Origin of the sequence: Streptomyces sp. TRM68367, assembly GCF_014495685.1 — a bacterium.
GTDB lineage: Bacteria > Actinomycetota > Actinomycetes > Streptomycetales > Streptomycetaceae > Streptomyces.
Window position 1 is genome coordinate 76,457 of record NZ_JACTVI010000019.1, and the last position, 18,794, is coordinate 95,250.

Here is an 18,794-nt window from a genome sequence, read left to right on the forward strand (position 1 = left end):
CAGCGCGCCGCCGCGGTCCGTCCTCACTCATGCCCACAACGGTCCAAGTTCGGCGACGGGCTCCGCGCTCACGTCGGCCGACGGGTCCGTGATCCTTCGGTGCGAGCCGTCCTCAAACGCCGGTGGTCGCTCCGTGATCCGGATCGTAGAGCCGGAGCATGCCTACAAAGCGGTCCAGCAGGTCGAGCTGTTCGGATCTGAGTGAGGGTGCGTTGAAGTGCTTCTTGTGCACCTTCTGGACGTCGGTCTCGCTGTGGACCCGGCCCAGACAACGCCTCGATCGCCGTTCGATCTCGACCAGGGTGAAGAAGGGCCGGGCGACCGTACCGAACCCGCCGGCCAGATCGGCCGAGGTGACGATGCCGCTCACCGTCCCGTCCGCGGCGTCGTCATCCGGAGAACGGACGCGAAGTCCGGCACCGTGGTCAGGCTGTGACCGCTCCGGTCAGCCCTCGTCCGGAACCAACCGCAACGAGATCGAGTTGATGCAGTACCGCTGGTCCGTCGGGGTCGGATACCCCTCCCCCTCGAACACATGCCCAAGATGCGACCCGCACCGCGCACACCGCACCTCGGTCCGCACCATCCCGTGCGAGCGGTCCTCCAGCACCTCCACCGCGTCGGAGTCCTTCGGGTCGTAGAAGGACGGCCAGCCGCAGTGGGAGTCGAACTTCGTGTCCGAGGTGAACAGCTCGGCGCCGCAGGCGCGGCAGGAGTAGACGCCCTTGGTCTTGGTGTTCGTGTACTCACCGGTGAAGGCCGGCTCGGTACCGGCCTGGCGCAGGACCGCGTACTCGCCCGGGCTCAGCTCCGCGCGCCACTGCTCGTCCGGCTTCTCGACGTCGTACGCCATGGCTCCTCAGCCCCTCACTTCGACAGTCGGTCCAGAATGCGCGGGCCGAGGTCCGTGACGTCGCCCGCGCCCATGGTGATAACGAGATCACCCGGCTTCGCCATTCCGGCGATCACCGCCGGCACCCCGTCCTTGTCGTGCACCGGCGTCACCTCCGCGCCCGCCGCGCGGGCCGCCTCGATGATCAGGTCGCTGGTCACGCCGGGGATCGGGTCCTCACGGGCCGGGTAGATGTCGAGGACGACCGAGGCGTCCGCCAGGGCCAGGGACTCGCCCATCTCCTTGCCCAGCTCCTGGGTGCGGGAGAACAGGTGCGGCTGGAAGACGACCAGGATCCGCGAGTCGCCCGCCGCCGCGCGCATCGCCTCCAGGTCGGCCGTCGTCTCCGTGGGGTGGTGCGCGTAGGAGTCGATGACCTGTACGCCCGCCGCCTCGCCCTTGAGCTGCAGGCGCCGCTTCACCCCGGTGTACGCCGCCAGCGCCGGGGCCAGCTCCGGGGCCGGCACGCCGAGGGCCGCGCCCGCCGCGAGGGCGGCCACCGCGTTGAGCGCGTAGTGGCGGCCGGGGACGGAGACCGTGAAGGTGAGCTCCGCCCCGTCCAGCAGCACGGTCACCTCGCTCCTCAGGCCCTGCGGCACGATCGACGTCACGCGCACGTCGGCGTCCGCCGCCTCGCCGTAGGTCACCGTCCGCACCGCCCCGGCCAGCCGCCGGGTCAGCTCCCGCGCGCCCTCGTGGTCCGCCGAGATCACCAGCGTGCCGCCGCGGACGATCCGGCCCGCGAACGTCTCGAAGGACTCGTAGATCTCCTCCATCGACGCGTAGTTGGCGTGGTGGTCGAGCTCGACGTTGAGGACGATCGCGACCTCGGGCGCGTACTGGTGGAAGCTGCGGTCCGACTCGTCCGCCTCGGCGACGAAGATCTCGCCCTCGCCGTGCAGGGCGTTGGAGCCGGGCGCGTCCAGGTCGCCGCCGATGGCGTACGACGGCTTCAGGCCCAGCTCGCTGAGCGACACCGCCAGCATCGACGTCGTGGTCGTCTTGCCGTGCGTACCGGCGACCGCGATCGGGCGCAGCCCGTCCATCAGGGCGGCCAGCGCGTCCGAACGGTGGATCACGGGGATACCCAGTTCCGCCGCGCGGGCCAGCTCCGGGTTGTCCTGCCGGATCGCCGACGACACGACCACACAGCTGGCGTCGTCGGCCAGGTGCCCGGCCGCGTGCCCGATATGCACGGTCACACCCAGCGCCCGCAACGCCTGCGCGGTCGCCGACTCCTTCGCATCACTCCCGTCCACCTCGGCCCCACGCTGCGCAAGAATCTTCGCAATACCCGACATGCCGGCCCCGCCGATGCCGATGAAGTGCGGTCGGTCCATGGCGGTAGGAAGGCCGGGTGCCATGCGTTTTCTCCCAAGATGCGGTACGTCGGTGACGCTTCAGCCTATTGCGTGCGTGGATCGGCGGTGCGTATGGGGCGCGGGGCGTGCATGCCGACCCAGGGGCGCGGGGAACTGCGCGAGCAACCACAACGCACCCGCACCCGCAAACGCACCGCACCCCCAGGGCGCTACTCCTTGCTGTGGGAGAACAGCTTCAGCACCGGCACCCCCACCTTGTGCCGCGCCCGCGAAGCCCAGTCCCGATGGAAGAACTCCTCCACGTAGTGGGGATCGGTCAGCACGATCACCTCATCCGCGTCCACCTCGTCGACCAGCGACCGCAGCGCATCCAGCGGATGATCCTCGACCAGCCGCCCCTCCGCGTCGCTGCCCGCTGCCCGCAGGGCCTGCAGTGACACCTCAAGGGCCTGCTGCCCCACACTCTTGGCGGCCTCCCCCTCCGGCGTCTCCCCTTCCCGCACCGCCTCGTCCAGCTCACCGAGCGCCACGTCGTCGATCGCCCGCAGCAGCCGGTCCGCCTGCTCGCCGCGCGGCTGGAGCAGCACGTGGAAGGAGACCGGCTCGTCCCCGTGCAAGGTGGTGACGAACTCCACGTCGGCGGACGTCAGGGCCTTCTCGATCATCAAAACGCTTGTGAACACCAGGCGCCTTTCTCCTTCGAGGACCCGTGGGCCCTCTCTCCTCCGTGGGCCGTGCCAGGCCCTGCGGAAACCATCCTGTCCCGTGCTCGCACGGGCACTGCCGGATTCAGTGTGCCCCCCGGAAGGTAAACGGAACGGAAGATTCCGCCGATTACCGGACCGGCGCTGACGCTCGAATCCATTTCCGGACATCCGGCCGTCTCACGTCCGCCGGTACCGGCTGAACAGAAACCCTCCCTCCTCCAGCAGGGACGCCAGCGCGAACCGCTGCGGCACCGCGACCGAGGGCCCGCCGGCGATGCGCTGTGCGTCGCCCGCGGTGAGCATCGGGGAGACGGTCAGGCACAGCTCGTCGAGCACACCGGCCGCCACCAGTTGCCCCAGCAGCCGCGGGCCGCCCTCGGTCAGCAGCCGGGTGTGGCCGAGTCCGGCCAGGGCCTGGACCGCGCGAACCGGGTCCACGCCCACGCCGTCCCCGGCGATCACCACCCGGGCGCCGGACTTCTCGGCGGTCGCGACGCGGTCCGGGGCCGCGGCGGCGCCGGTCAGGACCAGGGTCGGCACCAGGGGCGAGGTGAACAGCGGCAGCGAGAAGTCCAGGTCGAGGCTGGCGCTGACCACCGCGATCGCCGGCGCCGGCCCCTGTCCGGCCGCCTGGCGCCGGCCCGCGAACTCCGCACGCGCGCGTGCGGGCCGGTACCCCTCCTGCCGCACCGTTTCCGCACCGACGATCACGACGTCCGAAAGCGCCCGCAGCGTGCCGAAGATCCGCATGTCGGCCGCACTGGAGATGGACTGCGACCGCCCGCCGTGCTGGGCGGCGCCGTCCAGCGTGGCCACCATGTTGGCCCGCAGCCACGACTCCGGCTCCCCGGGCCCCGGCTCGGGGTAGGCGTACGCGGCGGCCAGCTCGGCCAGACTCCACTCCCGGTCGATCCGGCCACTCGGCTCACCATGGTCCCCCCGGTCAACCCGTGCATCACGGTTCACCCCGGCGGCCCCCTCAGCCACACCAGGCACATCACCCCCCGGGCTCCCGCCCAGGTCCGGAGCTGCTGTTTCGTCGGTCACAGGGAACAGGCGTCGCATGCCGTGCAGTGTTCCACGCCGCTTAGCATGGGGAACCGTGTCCTCTTCCTCCGTGCCGTCCGGGCCCGGCCCCCTAGCCGACGCCGCCCCGCTGTCCCTGTGCGCCCGTGAGCCGCAGGTGCCCGCGGACCGGCTGGTCGCCGAGATGGTGCCGCCGCCGCGCTTCGACTCGGTGCGTTTCGGCACGTACATCCCGGACCCGAACCAGCCCAGCCAGACCGAGGCCGTACGCGTGCTCGAAGGCTTCGCGGCGGGACTCGGCGAGGCGCCGGCGGGTGGCGGGAAGCGGCGCCTGTTCGGCTTCGGCAAGGCGGCGAAGAAGGCGCCCGCGGGGCCGCGCGGGGTCTACCTGGACGGCGGCTACGGCGTCGGCAAGACCCACCTGCTGGCCTCCCTCTGGCACGCCACCCCGGCCGAGAAGTCCCGCAAGGCGTTCGGCACGTTCGTCGAGCTGACCAACCTGGTCGGCGCCCTCGGCTTCCAGCAGACCGTGCAGACGCTGTCCGGCCACCGCCTGCTGTGCATCGACGAGTTCGAGCTGGACGACCCTGGCGACACCGTCCTGGTCTCCACCCTGCTCGGCCGGCTCGTCGAGGCGGGCGTAGCGCTCGCCGCCACCTCCAACACGCTGCCCGGCAAGCTCGGCGAGGGCCGGTTCGCGGCGGCCGACTTCCTGCGCGAGATCCAAGGCCTGTCCGCCCACTTCCGCGCCCTGCGCATCGACGGCGAGGACTACCGCCACCGCGGCCTGCCCGAGGCGCCGCCGCCGCACACCGACGCGCAGGTGACCAAGACGGCGTACGCCACCGAGGGCGCCTCGCTCGACGACTTCGGGCAGCTGCTGGCTCATCTCGCCCGGGTCCATCCCAGCCGGTACGGCGCCCTGACCGACGGAATCAGGGCGGTGTGCCTCACCGACGTCCGGCCGGTGCCGGACCAGTCGACGGCCCTGAGGCTCGTCGTGCTCGCGGACCGGCTCTACGACCGCGAGGTGCCCGTCCTGGCCTCCGGCCTGCCCTTCGACCAGCTGTTCAGCGAGGAGATGCTGAAGGGCGGCTACCGCAAGAAGTACTTCCGGGCGATCTCCCGGCTCACCGCGCTGGCCCGCGACGCGGGCCGACTCGTCGCGGGCCACTGAACCGGGGTTCCGTTACCTCATCACCTCCCTTGCTTCAAGGGCTACTTCAAGCCATCGCCCAGACGGTTTTCAGGCTCTCTTCAGCTCGCAACGTTAAGTTAACCCTGCAAACGACTTTGCCGGGTTAATGTGTTTCTTGACCAGCCATTGACCAACCGTTGGCTGGCACTAGACGCGTGAACCGCCTGAAGGGGGGCGCATGACACGAGGTACGACGGCCCGGACCGTGGTGTCGATCCTCGCCGCCGTCCTGCTCGCCCTTCAGTTCTTCGCGCCGGCGGCAATCTTCACATCCGCGCATACGCCGGGTAACGCCATGGCCAAGAACGTGCCCGGAACAAAGCCGTCCGGGAAGACGCTGCGCGATGAGATCGCCGCCCGCCGCGACGCCGGCCACATCGGGGACCCGACCGGTCCCCTGCCGACCGTCGACCGGCACCGCACCGCCGACGTGGTCCGTGCGAGGACCGAGCGGGTACTGCCGGGGCAGACGCCTCCGGCCGCCCGGGAACCGGTCCCGGCCGACGCCGCGCACCAGCGCACGTCGAGATGCTCGGCAGCCCACTCTCCGGCCGCACTGCAGGTCTTCCGCTGCTGAGTCGCAGAGCTGTTCCCCCACCTCTGTCATGTAAGTCCGACGCGCCATCACGGCGCGCCAGGAGGAGTCACCACACTATGCAGCCCCTCATCGACAACGCCCGTACGTTCGGACAGCGCCCTGAGGAGTTCGCTCGCCTCGCCGAGGGCCAGTCCCCCGACGTCCTGTTCATCACCTGCTCCGACTCCAGGGTCGTCCCGGCCCTGATCACGGGCGCCCGGCCCGGCGAGCTCTTCGAGCTGCGCACCGCGGGCAACATCGTTCCCCCCTACCCCTCCGAGCACCCCACATCGGAGGCGGCCACCATCGAGTACGCCGTGGAAGTCCTCGGCGTGAAGGACATCGTGGTCTGCGGCCACTCCCACTGCGGTGCCGTCGGCGCGCTGGTGCGCGGTGACGACCTGAACGCCGTCCCCGCCGTACGTGACTGGCTGGCGCACGGCGCCGACCAGCCCAAGTGCGACGACCCGGCCGACCCGACGGTCGCCGAGGCCGTGCAGAACCACGTACTGGCGCAGGTGCTGCGCCTGCGGTCCTACCCGTGCGTCGAAAAGCGGCTGACGAACGGTCAACTCGGTGTGCACGCATGGTTCTACGAGGTGCACACCGGAACCGTGCGGGCCCGCCGCGCGGACAACGACACGTTCGAGGCGGTGTGAGCACGATCATGACTGCAATCTCGAAGTTTCCCTACCTGCGGCAGGACTTCGCCGCGTCCGTCGTCGTCTTCCTGGTCGCCGTGCCGCTGTGTGTCGGCGTGGCGGTCGCCTCCGGTGTCCCGGCCGAGCTGGGCCTCGTCACCGGCATCGTGGGCGGCCTCGTCACCGGGTTCATGCCCGGCAGCAGCCTCCAGGTGTCCGGTCCCGCCGCGGGCCTGACCGTGCTGGTCTTCGAGGCCGTCCGCGAGTTCGGCGTGGGCACGCTCGGCGTGATCGTACTGATGGCCGGTCTGCTCCAGCTCGCCATGGGCTTCCTCAAGGTGGGCCGCTGGTTCCGCGCGATCTCCGTCTCCGTCGTCGAGGGCATGCTCTGCGGCATCGGCCTGGTGATCATCGCCGGGCAGATCTACGCGGCGGCGGGCCTGACGGCCCCGGAGAGCGGCATCGGCAAGATCGTGGGCCTGCCGGGGGCGTTCGCGGACGCGCTGGGCAGCACCGAGGCGCTGACCTCGCTCGCGATCGGCGCGGCCACCATCGCCGTCATCGTGCTGTGGAAGAAGCTGCCGAAGCAGGCGCAGGCCCTGCCCGGCGCCCTCGCGGCGGTGATCCTGGCCACCCTGGTCACGTTCGCCTTCAGCCTGCCGGTCGCCAAGGTCGAGGTGGAGGGGCTGCTGGGCGTCATCCAGCTGCCCGGCTCCGAGGCCTTCGGCAACCTCGCCACTCCGGCGATCTGGGGCACGATCGTCGCCTTCGCCCTGATCGCCTCCGCGGAGAGCCTGTTCAGCGCGGCGGCCGTGGACCGGATGCACGACGGTCCGCGCACCCAGTACGACAAGGAGATGGTCGCCCAGGGCGCGGGCAACACGATCTGCGGCCTGCTCGGCGCGTTGCCGATGACCGCGGTGATCGTGCGCAGCTCCGCCAACGTCACCGCGGGAGCGAAAACCAAAGCGTCCCGCGTGCTGCACGGCGTATGGATCCTGCTGTTCGCCGCCGCGATGCCGTGGGCCCTGGCCCTGATCCCGCTGCCCGCCCTGGCCGGCATCCTGGTGCACGCGGGCTGGAAGCTGATCCCGTTCCGCCAGATCGCCGAGCTGTGGCGGGCGCACAAGGGTGAGGCGCTGATCCTCGTCGTGACCGCCGTGGCGATCGTCGTGGTGAACATGTTCGAGGGCGTGCTGATCGGTCTGGCCCTGTCGGTGGTCAAGACCGCCTGGGAGGCCTCGCACCTGAAGACCGAGGTCATAGACAAGGGCGCCGGGCCGATCCAGGTGTACCTGTCGGGCAACGCGACCTTCCTGCGGCTGCCGAAGATCCTCGACAGCCTGGAGGCCCTCCCGCAGGACCGGCCGATCGAGCTGGACCTGTCCGGGCTGCACCACCTGGACCACGCCTGCCGTACGGCGCTGGAGAACTGGGCCGAGCGGCACAGCGCATCCGACACCGACCCGGTGAAGGTCACGGCGACGCAGTAGCAGTCCTGAGCGCGGTTTCCCGCACATAGTGTCCGGCCCGGGGCGTGTCCCCGGGCCGGATGCTGGGCATATCGTTACAAAGCAGACGCACCCCAAGACCTCTGCGTGAGGAGGTCGCCATGCTCCAGGAGCTGCTTGCCGCGGTAGTGGCCGCGGGAAGCGCCGGGATCGTCTACGTCGTCGCGGCGGCGCGGATCGTCAAGCAGTACGAACGCGGGGTGGTCTTCCGGCTCGGCCGGTTGCGCGGCGCCGTGCGGCAGCCGGGGTTCACCCTGATCATTCCCGGTGTGGACCGGCTGCGGAAGGTCAACCTGCAGATCGTGACGATGCCGGTGCCCGCGCAGGAGGGCATCACCCGGGACAACGTCACGGTGCGCGTCGACGCGGTCGTGTACTTCAAGGTGGTCGACGCGGCGGCGGCCATCGTCAATGTCGAGGACTACCGCTTCGCGGTCTCGCAGATGGCCCAGACGTCCCTGCGTTCGATCATCGGCAAGAGCGATCTCGACGATCTGCTGTCCAACCGGGAGAAGCTCAACCAGGGCCTGGAGCTGATGATCGACAGCCCGGCCGTGGGCTGGGGCGTGCAGATCGACCGCGTGGAGATCAAGGACGTCTCGCTGCCGGACACCATGAAGCGGTCCATGGCCCGGCAGGCCGAGGCCGACCGGGAGCGGCGCGCCCGGGTCATCAACGCCGACGCCGAACTCCAGGCCTCCAAGAAGCTGGCCGAGGCGGCCCAGCAGATGGCGGACACGCCCTCCGCGCTGCAGCTGCGGCTGCTCCAGACCGTCGTCGCGGTCGCCGCGGAGAAGAACTCCACGCTCGTCCTGCCCTTCCCGGTGGAGCTGCTGCGGTTCCTGGAGCGGGCCCACCAACTGCCGCCGGAGCAGCAGCAGGCCGCCGTCCGGACGCTGGCGCAGCAGGCACAGAACCTGACGCGGAACCCTCCGGATCCGGCCGAGCAAGCCGCCCCGAAGTGACGCGCGCTACGCGCGTGGTTCCCGAGGCCCGCACCAGGTGATAGACACGGCGGGGTCACAGTTCCTGTCCGCCAGCAGGAAGGCTGCCCCATGCCGGAAATGTCAGAAAATGTTCGCTCCGCAACGCGGCGCGAGGTCCTCGCCCGGTCCGGCGCCCTGGGCCTCGGCATCGCGTTCACCGGAACCCTGTCCGAACTCTTCGCCGGCACCGCCGCCGCGCACGACCTCGGCCGTACCGGATACGGCCCCCTGGTCCCCGACCCGAACGGTCTGCTCGACCTCCCGAAGGGTTTCCGCTACCGCGTGCTCTCCCGCGAGGGCGACCCGCTGCGCTCCGGCGGGGGCCGGGTCCCCTCCAACCACGACGGCATGGCTGCCTTCGCCGGCCGACACGGCCGCGTCCACCTGGTCCGCAACCACGAGAACCGCGCCGACGGCAGGGTCCCCGTCCCGACGGCCGAGGGCCTGACGTACGACCCGACGGGCAGGGGCGGCTGTACGGCGCTGACGCTGGACGCACGCAACCACGTCCTGTCCGAGCGGGTCGCCATCGCCGGTACGGCCGTCAACTGCGCGGGCGGGCCCACCCCGTGGGGCACCTGGCTGACCTGCGAGGAGACCGAGGACAAGGCGGGCGCCAACGGCTACACCAAGGACCACGGCTTCATCTTCGAGGTGGACCCGGTCGACCCGCGCCGCAGCGGGGCCGTACCACTGACCGCGATGGGCCGCTTCCAGCACGAGGCGATCGCCGTCGACCCGAAGCGCGGCGTGGTCTACGAGACCGAGGACGCCTTCGAAAAACCGTTCGGCCTCTTCTACCGCTTCCTGCCCGACAAGCCACTCGGCGGGCTCGGTTCGCTGCGCGCGGGCGGCCGGCTCCAGGCGATGCGGGTGCCCGGTGTGCCCGACCTGTCGACGATCCAGGACACGGGCGCCTGTTTCGACGGCATCGAGTGGGTGGACGTACCGGACCCCCAGGCCGCCGAAACCCCCATCCGCTTCCAGGACTTCGGCCCGCAGGGCATCACGCACGCGCAGAAGCTGGAGGGCTGCTACTGGGGCGGCCGGTCGGTGTACTTCGTGTCGTCCTTCGCCCGTAGCGACGAGGGTTCGGCGGCGGACCACTTCGGGCAGATCTGGCGGTACGACCCGGAGCCGCGCCGCCTCACCCTGGTGATCGTCTTCGGCCCGGACACCGACGTCCAACTGCCCGGCGAGTCACCGGACAACATCTGCCTGGCGCCCAGCGGCGGCCTGATGGTCTGCGAGGACGGCGAGGGCGCCCAGCACGTCTTCGGCGTCACCCGGCACGGCGAGGTGTACGCCATGGCCCGCAACCGCCAGAACACCGGCACCGAGGCCGAGCCGGAGTGGGGCGAGTTCGCCGGGGTCGCCTTCTCACCCGACGGCGGCACGATGTACGTCAACTGCTACAACCCGGGGACGACGTTCGCGGTGACCGGACCCTGGCGCCGGTAGCCGTACGGCCGTGACGGAACCGGGCGGCCGGGGAGCGCCGCCCGGTTCGGGACAGCGCACGGCCGCACGAGCCCTGCCTGCCCTCGGGCCGGTTCCGGCCGAACCACCCGTGACCGGGACGGGCGGCGGTTCGGGGGGACCGCCACCGGGTCCCCGCAGGGCGCGGCGACTACCTCCTGGTACGCGCTCCGCCGCTGTGCGGGTGACTCCGCGGCCGAGGGCGCCGCGCCTTCGTGCGAAAAGCTGCGAATCACCCCATACCTTCGTCCAGTGATCACTCTGGTACGTCGTGTCACCGCCGTCTGTGCCCTCGGGGCCGCCCTCGCCGCCTGCGGCACCGCCGAGGCTCCTCGCACCGCCCGCCCCGCGCCCGCCGCGCCGACCTCCGCCGGGCCGTCCCGGCCGCCGACCCTCGCGCCCGGGCCGGCCGGGCTGACCCCCGTGTTCTCGCACGGTCCGCGCAGCGCGGGCAAGGTCGTCGCGCTGACCTTCGACGCCGACATGACCGCCGGGCAGGGGCCGCGGGCGGCGGCCGGTGAGCGGTTCGACAATCCGCGGCTGATCGCGGCGCTGCGTGCGCTGCGGGTGCCGGCCACCGTGTTCATGACGGGGCGGTGGGCCGAGGAGTATCCGGAGCAGGCCCGTGCGATCGGTCGCGACCCGCTGTTCGAGGTCGCCAACCACTCCTACAGCCACTACGCGTTCACCGGGGACTGCTACGGGCTGCCCACCGTGTCCGGCGAGCGGATGCGGGCGGACGTGGAGCGCGCGTACGGGGCTTTCCGGAAGGCGGGGGTGGCCGATCCGGTGCCGTACTTCCGTTTCCCGGGTGGGTGCTACGACCGGCGGGCGCTGAAGGCGATCGCGGCGGCCGGGGTGACCGCGGTGCAGTGGGACGTGGTGAGTGGGGATGCGTTCGCTACGGATGCCGATGCGGTGGCGCGGCAGGTGGGGGAAGGGGTGCGGCCGGGGTCTGTGGTCGTGCTGCACTGTACGCGGAGTGCTGCGCCGGTGACTGAGCGGGCGGTGCGGATGGTTGTGCCGGAGCTGCGGCGCAGGGGGTTTCGGTTCGTGAAGGTGTCCGAGTTGATTGGTCGGGTTGCGCCGTAGAGGGTTCGGTGCGTTGCGGGGTGCGGGTTGTTCGTGGCCAGTCGCGCCCCCGCGGCGGAGCCGCATATCGATACAGCCCCGCGCCCGTTGGGTTGGCACACTGGAGGGCGTGCAAAGTGACCCGTCTTCTGTGAACGACACTCCCTTCCTGGCCGAGTCCGGTGCTCGTGACCTGGCGCCGCAGTATGTGCTTCCGCTGGTCGTACGTATCGAGCGGGCCGCTCCACCGTCCCGTACGGACGCGTTGGAGACGGCTGCTCGTGCGGTGCTCGTGATGTTGAGCGATGAGCGGTCGATGGGGGATGGTGAGTGGGCGCAGGCTGTGCGGGACTGGGAGGATGCGCGGATCCGGAAGGTCGTGCGGCGGGCGCGTGGGGCGCAGTGGCGGCAGGCGGAGGCGTTGCCCGGGATCACGGTGACCGGGGAGTCGGCGGAGGTGCGGGTCTTTCCGCCCGTGCCCCTGGACGGCTGGCCCAGGGATCTCGCCCGGCTCCAGGTGTCGGGGACGGAGCTCGACGATCCGGAGCCGTCGGCGGAGCCGGACCTCACAGCGCCGGTGCTGTGGCTCAACCCCGGCGTCGAGATGTCGGCCGGCAAGGCCATGGCCCAGGCGGGCCACGGCGCCCAACTGGGCTGGTGGGAGCTGTCCCCCGAGGCCCGCAGGGCCTGGCGCGACGCGGGCCATCCCCTCTCGGTCCGCACCGCCGAGCCCGGTCAGTGGCGTGAACTCAGCACGAGCGGCGTGCCGTTGGTGCGGGACGCGGGGTTCACGGAGATCGCCCCCGGGCCGACCGTGGCGGTCGAGGGGTACGACCGGGTCGGCGCCCTCGTGGACCGCGTTCGGCGACCGGCCGGCTGAGCAGCAGAGGAAACGATCATGGATCCGGCCGCGGAGTCCCCGCCGAGCGCGAGCATCAGCCTGCGCCAGTTGCTGATGGCCCTGGGCGACTCGCTGGTGGAGGTGCAGGCCGCGCCCGCCGGGCTGGACGTCGCGATCCGCGGCGTCGCCCTGCTCGACCCCGAGGACCCGCCGAGCGCCCGTCCCGGCGAGCTGGTCCTCGTCATCGGTGCCCGGGGCCGCGCCGCCGGTCCGGCGCTGCGGGCCGCCGGGCGGGACGGAGCTGCGGCGGCCGTGGTCAAACTGGAGGGTCCCGGCCAGGCCGCCGTGCTCGGCGAGATGGCCGGCGAGGCCGGGATCGCCCTGCTCTCCCTGCGCACCGAGGCACGCTGGGAGCAGGTGAACGCGCTGGCCCGCGCCGCCCTCGACGACGCGCCGCCGGGCCACCCCGGCGAGGGGGGCGAGGAGACCGACCTGTTCTCGCTCGCCCAGACCACGGCCATCCTCACGGGCGGCATCGTCAGCATCGAGGACGCCGCCAACCGGGTGCTGGCCTACTCCCGCTCCACCGACTCCGACGAGATCGACGACCTGCGGCGGCGTTCCATCCTCGGCTGGCAGGGGCCGGAGGCGTATCTGGCGAAGCTGCGCGAGTGGGGCGTGTTCCAGCACCTGCACTCCAGCGACCGGGTGATCGCCATCGCCAGCCACCCGGAGCTGGGGATCCGCCGCCGGCTGGCGGTCGCCATCCGGTCCGGGGAGCGGCAGCTGGGGACCGTCTGGGTGCAGGAGGGCTCGACGCCGCTGTCGGCCCACTCGGAGCAGGCTCTCGTGGGTGCCGCCAGGGTCGCCGCGCGCCACCTGGTGCGCCGCCGCCGGGAGCTCTCCGACGACGTGACCCTCACCCGGACCCTGATGGCCGGACTTCTGGAGGGCAGCACCGGTCCGCAGCCGCTGGCCACCCACCTGGGCCTCGACGCCGGCCGCCCGGCCGCCGTCCTCGGCTTCTCGTACGGGACCGCGGGGGCCGACGTCGCCGCGCCGGAGCTGACCCACGCCGAGGTCACCAACCTCATCTCCGTGCACATCGCCGCCCGGCACCGCAGCGCACTGGTCACCCAGCTCGATCCCCGCATCTACGTGCTCCTGCCCCAGCTGCCGCGCAGCATCGACACGGCCACGCTGCGCGGCTGGGGCCAGGAGGTCGTCGACGCCGCACGCCGCCACCTGGGCCTGCCGCTGCGCGGCTCGGTCGGCTGTCTGGTGCCCGGGCTCGGCGACGTCCCCGAGTCGCGCCGGGAGGCGGACCGCATCCTCGACGCCATGATGGGCGCGGGCCTTTCCACCACGGTCGCCGCGCTGCCGGACATCCAGGCGGAGGTGCTGGTCAGCGAGATGCTGACGCTGCTGGCCAAGCACCCCGAGATACGGGATCCGCGCCTGACCGCTCTGGTCGAGCACGACAGCAGCCACCAGGGCCGGCTGGCCGAGTCCCTGCTGACCTACTTGAACTGCCTGGGTGACGTACGGGCGGCGGCCGCCCAGTTGCATGTGCACCCGAACACGCTGCGGTATCGCATGCGCCGGGCCGAGGAATTGACCGGTCTCGATCTGAGCCGGCCCGATCAGCGTCTGCTGGCCATGCTCCAGCTGCGGCTGCCGCCCACCAGCTGACTTCGTGCGCATTGGCCGGTCGGACAGTCATCGACGACGGGTTTGTTAAGACTTCACAAACATGTTGCCCCATGGCCCCCCATACGCTTGCGCAAATCCATTTCTGCCCGGCTGTCTGCTCGCCGCCCGCCACCCACGCCGTCCGGCGATCCAGGCAGCCACACCCCCCGCGTGGCCCTCCCAACCACTCAATGGATGTCGACATGACAACACGTCCCCCTGATTCTCTGGCTCTCGCGACCACGGAGCCCCCCGATGGTCGGTCTCCGGAGCAGCCAGGTCTGCGGGCCGGTCTCAAGAACCGCCATCTGTCCATGATCGCCATCGGCGGGGTGATCGGCGCCGGTCTGTTCGTGGGCTCCGCCTCCGGCATCGCAGCCGCCGGGCCCGCCATCCTGGTGTCGTACGTGCTGGTCGGCGCCCTGGTCGTGTTCGTGATGCGGATGCTGGGCGAGATGGCCGCGGCCAACCCGACCTCCGGCTCCTTCTCCGCCTACGCGGACCGGGCGCTCGGCCGGTGGGCCGGGTTCTCGATCGGCTGGCTGTATTGGTTCTTCTGGGTCGTCGTGCTCGCGGTCGAGGCGACCGCGGGTGCGGTGATCCTGGAGAGCTGGGTGCCGGCCGTACCGCAGTGGGCCTGGGCGCTGATCGTGATGGTGGTGCTCACGGCCACGAACCTGGCCTCGGTCGGCTCCTTCGGCGAGTTCGAGTTCTGGTTCGCGGGCATCAAGGTGGTCGCCATCTCGGGCTTCATCCTCCTCGGCGTCCTGGCGATCTTCGGGGTGCTGCCCGGCTCCGACCATGCCGCGACGGGCTTCGGCAACCTCACCGAGCACGGCGGCTTCCTGCCCCACGGGCCCGGCGCGATCCTCACCGGCATCCTGCTGGTCGTCTTCTCCTTCATGGGCAGCGAGATCGTCACCCTCGCCGCCGGTGAGTCCGCCGACGCGCGGCGGGCGGTCGCCAAGGCCACCCGGAGCGTGATCTGGCGGGTCGGCATCTTCTACGTCGGCTCGATCCTCGTCGTGGTCTCGCTGCTGCCGTGGAACGACCCGGCGATCGAGAAGAAGGGCTCGTACGTCGCCGCTCTCGACACGATCGGCATCCCGCACGCCGGCGAGATCATGAACTTCATCGTGCTGACCGCCGTCCTGTCCTGTCTCAACTCCGGCCTCTACACCGCCTCCCGGATGGCCTTCTCCCTCGGCCAGCGCGGCGACGCCCCGCAGTCCTTCGTACGGACCAACACGCGAGGTGTTCCGCAGGCCGCGATCCTGGCCTCGGTGGCCTTCGGCTTCGTGGCGGTCGCCTTCAACTACCTGTGGCCCGACACGGTCTTCCAGTTCCTGCTGAACTCCTCTGGCGCGGTCGCGCTGTTCGTGTGGCTGGTCATCTGCTTCTCGCAGCTGCGGATGCGGGGGATCATCCTGCGCGAGAGCCCGGAGAAGCTCGTCGTCAAGATGTGGCTGTTCCCGTATCTGACGTGGGCGACGATCGGGATGATCCTGTTCGTCCTCCTCTACATGCTCACCGATGGCAGCGAGGGCGGCGGCCGGAGCCAGGTGCTGCTCTCCGTCCTCGTCGCCGTGCTGGTGATCGCGGTCTCGCTGGTCCGCGAGCGGATCCGCGCGAAGGATGCCGAGACGGCGGGCGCGCCCCGGTAGCCACCGCGGACCGCCGTACGGCCCTTTTCCGGCTCCCCGCCCTCCGGCGGGGAGCCGGTCCCGTTGGGGAGCCGGTCCCGTTGGGGAGCCGGTCCCGTTGGGGCCAGGAAATTCCCAGCGTCCGGCCGCAGCCGCCGACTTATAGTCGGCGTTTGGTCGTCAGCGTCCGGAGGGATACCTGTATGCACGCAGCAGCCGAATTCATCACGGAGACCTACGCGCTGGGCGCCGGGCCGTGGACCATGACGCCCGTCACCCGCGGCGCCCTGGGCCAGATCTGGAAGCTGTCCGGCAACGGCTCGTCCTGGGCGGTGAAGGAACTCCTCTTCGGCTGCGACGAGGAACAGGTCGGCCGGGAGGCCGCGCTGCGGGCGGCCACGGAGGACCTTGGCATCGCGTCACCGCGGCTCATGCCCAACCGCGACGGCGCGTACGTCTCCCAACTCGCCACCGGGTCGGGCGAGTCGTACGTCAAACTGTACGACTGGATCGACGGCACCAGGGCGGACGCGTCCGACCCGGCCGTCCTGGACTGGTTCGGCCGGACCATGGCTCTCCTCCACCGGGCGGGAGAGGGCGCGAGCAGGACGCCGGGCGCCTGGTACGAGGAGTGCCCGCGGGACGCCGACTGGAAGGACCTGCACCAGAAGGTCCGCGAGGCCGGTCTGCCGTGGGCGGACGCGCTGGGCCGGTTCATCGACACCTCAGCGGCGGAGCTGGCGCAGTGGGTGACGCCGTCCGAGCCCGACGACCTGGTGACGTCACACCTGGACCTGCAGCCACAGAACGTGCTGGTCGGCCCGGCCGGTCCGGTCCTCCTCGACTGGGACAACGCCGGGCCGGCCTCGGCGGAGCGGGAGCTGGCGCGTGCCGTGTACGTGTGGTCCGGCGGCAACCGGCCGGACACGGATGCCGCGCGGCGCCTGATGCGGGCGTACCGGAGCGCGGGGGGCCGGTCCGCCGTCAAGGGCCCGGAGTCCTTCTCCATGCTCTTCGCGACGGACCTGAACTTCATCTACGTGCAGGCCGAGTGCGCCGTCGATCCGGATGTGACCGACGCGCAGCGCGCGTTCGCGAGCGACAAGGCCGCCGCCTGCCTGCGCAGTGTGCCGGACCTGGCGGCCGTCTCGCGGTTGACGGCGGCGCTGGAGACCGTGGGGTGAGTGTCCGGTGGCCGTGCGGGGTGTCCGGCTGGAGGGTCCGGACCGGGCGGGGTTGGTGACGGCGACGACGTCGGCGGGCACGTCCCTGGTGACCACCGCGCCGACGCCGATGACGGTGTTGCTGCTTCGAGCTTGTCGCGCCGGTTCCGGCTCCACCGGGTGTGTGGGCGTGAGAAGTTGCACGCCCCGGCCGAGCTGACAGTCCTCGGCGATGGTGATGTTGCTGCCGTAGTCGACGTGGAACGGCGGCCGCACGTCGGCCTCCTCACCGACCGAGCCGAGCAACTCCGCCAGGATCGGACCCTTCTCGCTGATGCCGGGGAACGGCGCGCCCGGCGTACGGCGAGGCGAGGTACCACCGGGCGACCGGGTAACGGGCAGGGCCCGGCCTCGGCGGTGCGACGCCCCCGCTCACCTGCCCAGGACCACCCGCCGAGTGGCCCGCGCCCACCGCACCACCGGCCGCCGGGACCGCGGGGCCGGGCCCGATCGGTCCAGCCACCACTCACGCAACTCGCGCCGTACACGGGGCTGTTCGGGGCGGCCGGTGAGCAGCAGATGTTCGGCGAAGGCGAGGGCGTCGCGCCGGTAACCACCGGTCATGGGGTGGCCGTTGGCATAGGCGAGAAAGGCCGGCCGGAAACCCTCACCGAGAATCTGCGGCAGCTCGGGAGCAACCTTGGCCACGACATCGGCCCGCTTCCCGGCAAGCGCACGCGCCTGCACCGCCAGCCGCACCCGGTCGAACCCCTCGGGCACGGGCGTTCCGGCGACCAGGGCGGACAACAGAGCGGCTTGAGAGAGAGCGACCCGCTGCCGCGCGGCTTCCAGGGAGCTGCCGCGCTCGGAATCCACAGGGCTGCTCCGCGCGGGCCCGTTCGGCACGGCGCCCGCGTCCCGCGACGAGCGGCACACGCAGCCGTCGTAGCTGCGGGCAGTCGTGCCGCTGGGGCGGCACGGGTGGGCGATGGGGGTGCCCTCGCGCGAGCCCGTTCGAGCGTGGGGGAGGCACCCCGCCGGCGCCGGGCTGCGCACCCACCCCCGGCCAGCCGCAACGCCGGGCACAGGCAAGCGCGGCCCGGCCGACGCAGTCAACCCGCGGCGCTCCTCAGCGCAGGGCTCCGCACCAACCGACATCCGCCGTACCGCCCCCTCCTCCAGCGCTCCCCGAATCGCCCCCAACTCCCCCTCCAGCTCAGCCGGTTCAGGGAAGTTCTCATCGCGCTCCAGCAGAACACCAGGCGGCGCCACCCGGAAGGCGAGGTCGGTCAGGATGCCGAGCACCGGCTCGGGCACAGGGTGGGCGTGACTGTCGTGCCAGACGCCGTCCCGTTCGAAGCCGCCCGCGACATGAACGTACGCGACGGCCTCCAGCGGCAGCTCCGCCAGCGCCTTGGCCGGGTCCTCACCACGGTTGACATGGTTCGTGTGCAGGTTGGCTACGTCGATGAGCAGCCGTACGCCGGTCCGGTCGGCCAGCTCGTACAGGAACTGCCCCTCCGTCATCTCCTCGCCCGGCCAGGAGATCAGCGCGGCGATGTTCTCCACGGCGAGCGGCACCGGCAGCGCCGCCTGCGCGACGCGCACGTTCTCGCACAGCACGTCGAGGGCGTCGCGGGTGCGCGGCACGGGCAGCAGGTGACCGGCCTCAAGACGCGGCGAGGCGGTCATCGGCCCGCCCGCCCGGACGAAGGCGATGTGCTCGGTGACCAGCGGCGAACCCAGCGCCTGCGCCCGCTCGGCCAGCGCGGTCAGCCGCCCCTCGTCGAGCCGCTCCGCTCCTCCGAGACCGAGCGAGACACCGTGCGGTACGACCGTCACGCCGCGCTCCCGCAGCCGGCGCAGTGACTCGGGGAGATGCCCGGGACACACGTTCTCGGCGACGGCCTCGACCCAGTCGATCCCCGGCATGCCCTCCACGGCGTCCGCGATCTCCGGCCGCCACCCGATCCCCGTCCCCAGCCGCTCCATCGTCCCCTCCTCCGCATGACCCATTCGGACTCACATGACCCGCATGACCCGCA

Annotated in this window: 17 protein-coding genes and 1 pseudogene; 11 read left to right on the plus strand and 7 right to left on the minus strand. The window is 71.4% G+C overall.

What is annotated here, in order from left to right; genetic code table 11:
* Positions 1-112 precede the first annotated feature (112 nt).
* From H8R17_RS15580 to H8R17_RS15600, 5 genes are all read right to left on the minus strand, one after another.
* Entirely contained in the window at positions 113-370 is a 258-nt protein-coding gene (locus H8R17_RS15580) for a hypothetical protein (protein WP_187823779.1), read from the minus strand.
* Positions 371-445: 75 nt separating this feature from the next.
* On the minus strand, positions 446-853 hold the full coding sequence (gene msrB / locus H8R17_RS15585; protein ID WP_187823780.1) for a peptide-methionine (R)-S-oxide reductase MsrB: 408 nt from the start codon (positions 851-853) through the stop codon (positions 446-448).
* Between the two features lie 14 nt (positions 854-867).
* A complete protein-coding gene (gene murC, locus H8R17_RS15590; RefSeq protein WP_187823781.1) occupies positions 868-2,256 on the minus strand; it encodes a UDP-N-acetylmuramate--L-alanine ligase in 1,389 nt (462 codons plus the stop codon).
* Positions 2,257-2,423: 167 nt separating this feature from the next.
* Entirely contained in the window at positions 2,424-2,897 is a 474-nt protein-coding gene (locus H8R17_RS15595; protein WP_187823782.1) for an indole-3-glycerol phosphate synthase, read from the minus strand.
* A gap of 201 nt (positions 2,898-3,098) precedes the next feature.
* Entirely contained in the window at positions 3,099-3,986 is an 888-nt protein-coding gene (locus H8R17_RS15600; RefSeq protein WP_187823783.1) for a pyrimidine reductase family protein, read from the minus strand.
* A 37-nt stretch (positions 3,987-4,023) separates the two neighbouring features.
* Here H8R17_RS15600 and zapE point away from each other — a divergent pair, with 37 nt between their 5' ends.
* The 11 genes from zapE (at position 4,024) to H8R17_RS15655 (ending at position 16,770) form a co-directional block, all read left to right on the plus strand.
* On the plus strand, positions 4,024-5,124 hold the full coding sequence (zapE, locus tag H8R17_RS15605) for a cell division protein ZapE (protein WP_187823784.1): 1,101 nt from the start codon (positions 4,024-4,026) through the stop codon (positions 5,122-5,124).
* A gap of 199 nt (positions 5,125-5,323) precedes the next feature.
* On the plus strand, positions 5,324-5,722 hold the full coding sequence (locus H8R17_RS15610) for a hypothetical protein (protein ID WP_187823785.1): 399 nt from the start codon (positions 5,324-5,326) through the stop codon (positions 5,720-5,722).
* Positions 5,723-5,799: 77 nt separating this feature from the next.
* A complete protein-coding gene (locus tag H8R17_RS15615) occupies positions 5,800-6,381 on the plus strand; it encodes a carbonic anhydrase (RefSeq protein WP_187823786.1) in 582 nt (193 codons plus the stop codon).
* An 8-nt stretch (positions 6,382-6,389) separates the two neighbouring features.
* Entirely contained in the window at positions 6,390-7,856 is a 1,467-nt protein-coding gene (locus H8R17_RS15620) for a SulP family inorganic anion transporter (protein ID WP_187823787.1), read from the plus strand.
* Positions 7,857-7,975: 119 nt separating this feature from the next.
* A complete protein-coding gene (locus H8R17_RS15625; RefSeq protein ID WP_187823788.1) occupies positions 7,976-8,839 on the plus strand; it encodes a slipin family protein in 864 nt (287 codons plus the stop codon).
* A gap of 99 nt (positions 8,840-8,938) precedes the next feature.
* Positions 8,939-10,321: a PhoX family protein gene (locus H8R17_RS15630; RefSeq protein ID WP_187823789.1), complete on the plus strand. Its 1,383-nt coding sequence runs from the start codon at positions 8,939-8,941 to the stop codon at positions 10,319-10,321.
* Between the two features lie 270 nt (positions 10,322-10,591).
* A complete protein-coding gene (locus H8R17_RS15635) occupies positions 10,592-11,431 on the plus strand; it encodes a polysaccharide deacetylase family protein (protein ID WP_187823790.1) in 840 nt (279 codons plus the stop codon).
* Between the two features lie 130 nt (positions 11,432-11,561).
* Entirely contained in the window at positions 11,562-12,290 is a 729-nt protein-coding gene (locus tag H8R17_RS15640) for a peptidyl-tRNA hydrolase (RefSeq protein WP_316959412.1), read from the plus strand.
* Positions 12,291-12,308: 18 nt separating this feature from the next.
* Positions 12,309-13,943, plus strand: coding sequence for a CdaR family transcriptional regulator (locus tag H8R17_RS15645; RefSeq protein ID WP_262505267.1), 1,635 nt, complete (start codon positions 12,309-12,311; stop codon positions 13,941-13,943).
* Between the two features lie 203 nt (positions 13,944-14,146).
* The gene (locus tag H8R17_RS15650) at positions 14,147-15,607 is read left to right on the plus strand and encodes an amino acid permease (RefSeq protein ID WP_187823792.1); all 1,461 of its coding nucleotides are present in this window, start codon (positions 14,147-14,149) and stop codon (positions 15,605-15,607) included.
* A 182-nt stretch (positions 15,608-15,789) separates the two neighbouring features.
* Positions 15,790-16,770 (plus strand): phosphotransferase enzyme family protein, encoded by a 981-nt coding sequence (locus H8R17_RS15655; protein ID WP_187823793.1) that lies wholly within the window; start codon positions 15,790-15,792, stop codon positions 16,768-16,770.
* Between the two features lie 42 nt (positions 16,771-16,812).
* On the opposite strand, the pseudogene H8R17_RS46725 reads toward H8R17_RS15655, so the two are convergent.
* A pseudogene (locus tag H8R17_RS46725) lies at positions 16,813-17,070 on the minus strand (sugar O-acetyltransferase); the annotation flags it as partial.
* A 111-nt stretch (positions 17,071-17,181) separates the two neighbouring features.
* Positions 17,182-18,741: a DUF692 domain-containing protein gene (locus tag H8R17_RS15660; RefSeq protein ID WP_187823794.1), complete on the minus strand. Its 1,560-nt coding sequence runs from the start codon at positions 18,739-18,741 to the stop codon at positions 17,182-17,184.
* Positions 18,742-18,794 lie beyond the last annotated feature (53 nt).

Coding starts and splice junctions, on each gene's coding strand:
- msrB (WP_187823780.1), bottom strand. CDS start 853: ATGGCGTACGACGTCGAGAAGCCGGACGAGCAGTGGCGCGCGGAGCTG.
- murC (WP_187823781.1), bottom strand. CDS start 2,256: ATGGCACCCGGCCTTCCTACCGCCATGGACCGACCGCACTTCATCGGC.
- H8R17_RS15600 (WP_187823783.1), bottom strand. CDS start 3,986: ATGCGACGCCTGTTCCCTGTGACCGACGAAACAGCAGCTCCGGACCTG.
- H8R17_RS15610 (WP_187823785.1), top strand. CDS start 5,324: ATGACACGAGGTACGACGGCCCGGACCGTGGTGTCGATCCTCGCCGCC.
- H8R17_RS15615 (WP_187823786.1), top strand. CDS start 5,800: ATGCAGCCCCTCATCGACAACGCCCGTACGTTCGGACAGCGCCCTGAG.
- H8R17_RS15620 (WP_187823787.1), top strand. CDS start 6,390: ATGACTGCAATCTCGAAGTTTCCCTACCTGCGGCAGGACTTCGCCGCG.
- H8R17_RS15625 (WP_187823788.1), top strand. CDS start 7,976: ATGCTCCAGGAGCTGCTTGCCGCGGTAGTGGCCGCGGGAAGCGCCGGG.
- H8R17_RS15630 (WP_187823789.1), top strand. CDS start 8,939: ATGTCAGAAAATGTTCGCTCCGCAACGCGGCGCGAGGTCCTCGCCCGG.
- H8R17_RS15645 (WP_262505267.1), top strand. CDS start 12,309: ATGGATCCGGCCGCGGAGTCCCCGCCGAGCGCGAGCATCAGCCTGCGC.
- H8R17_RS15650 (WP_187823792.1), top strand. CDS start 14,147: ATGACAACACGTCCCCCTGATTCTCTGGCTCTCGCGACCACGGAGCCC.
- H8R17_RS15655 (WP_187823793.1), top strand. CDS start 15,790: ATGCACGCAGCAGCCGAATTCATCACGGAGACCTACGCGCTGGGCGCC.
- H8R17_RS15660 (WP_187823794.1), bottom strand. CDS start 18,741: ATGGAGCGGCTGGGGACGGGGATCGGGTGGCGGCCGGAGATCGCGGAC.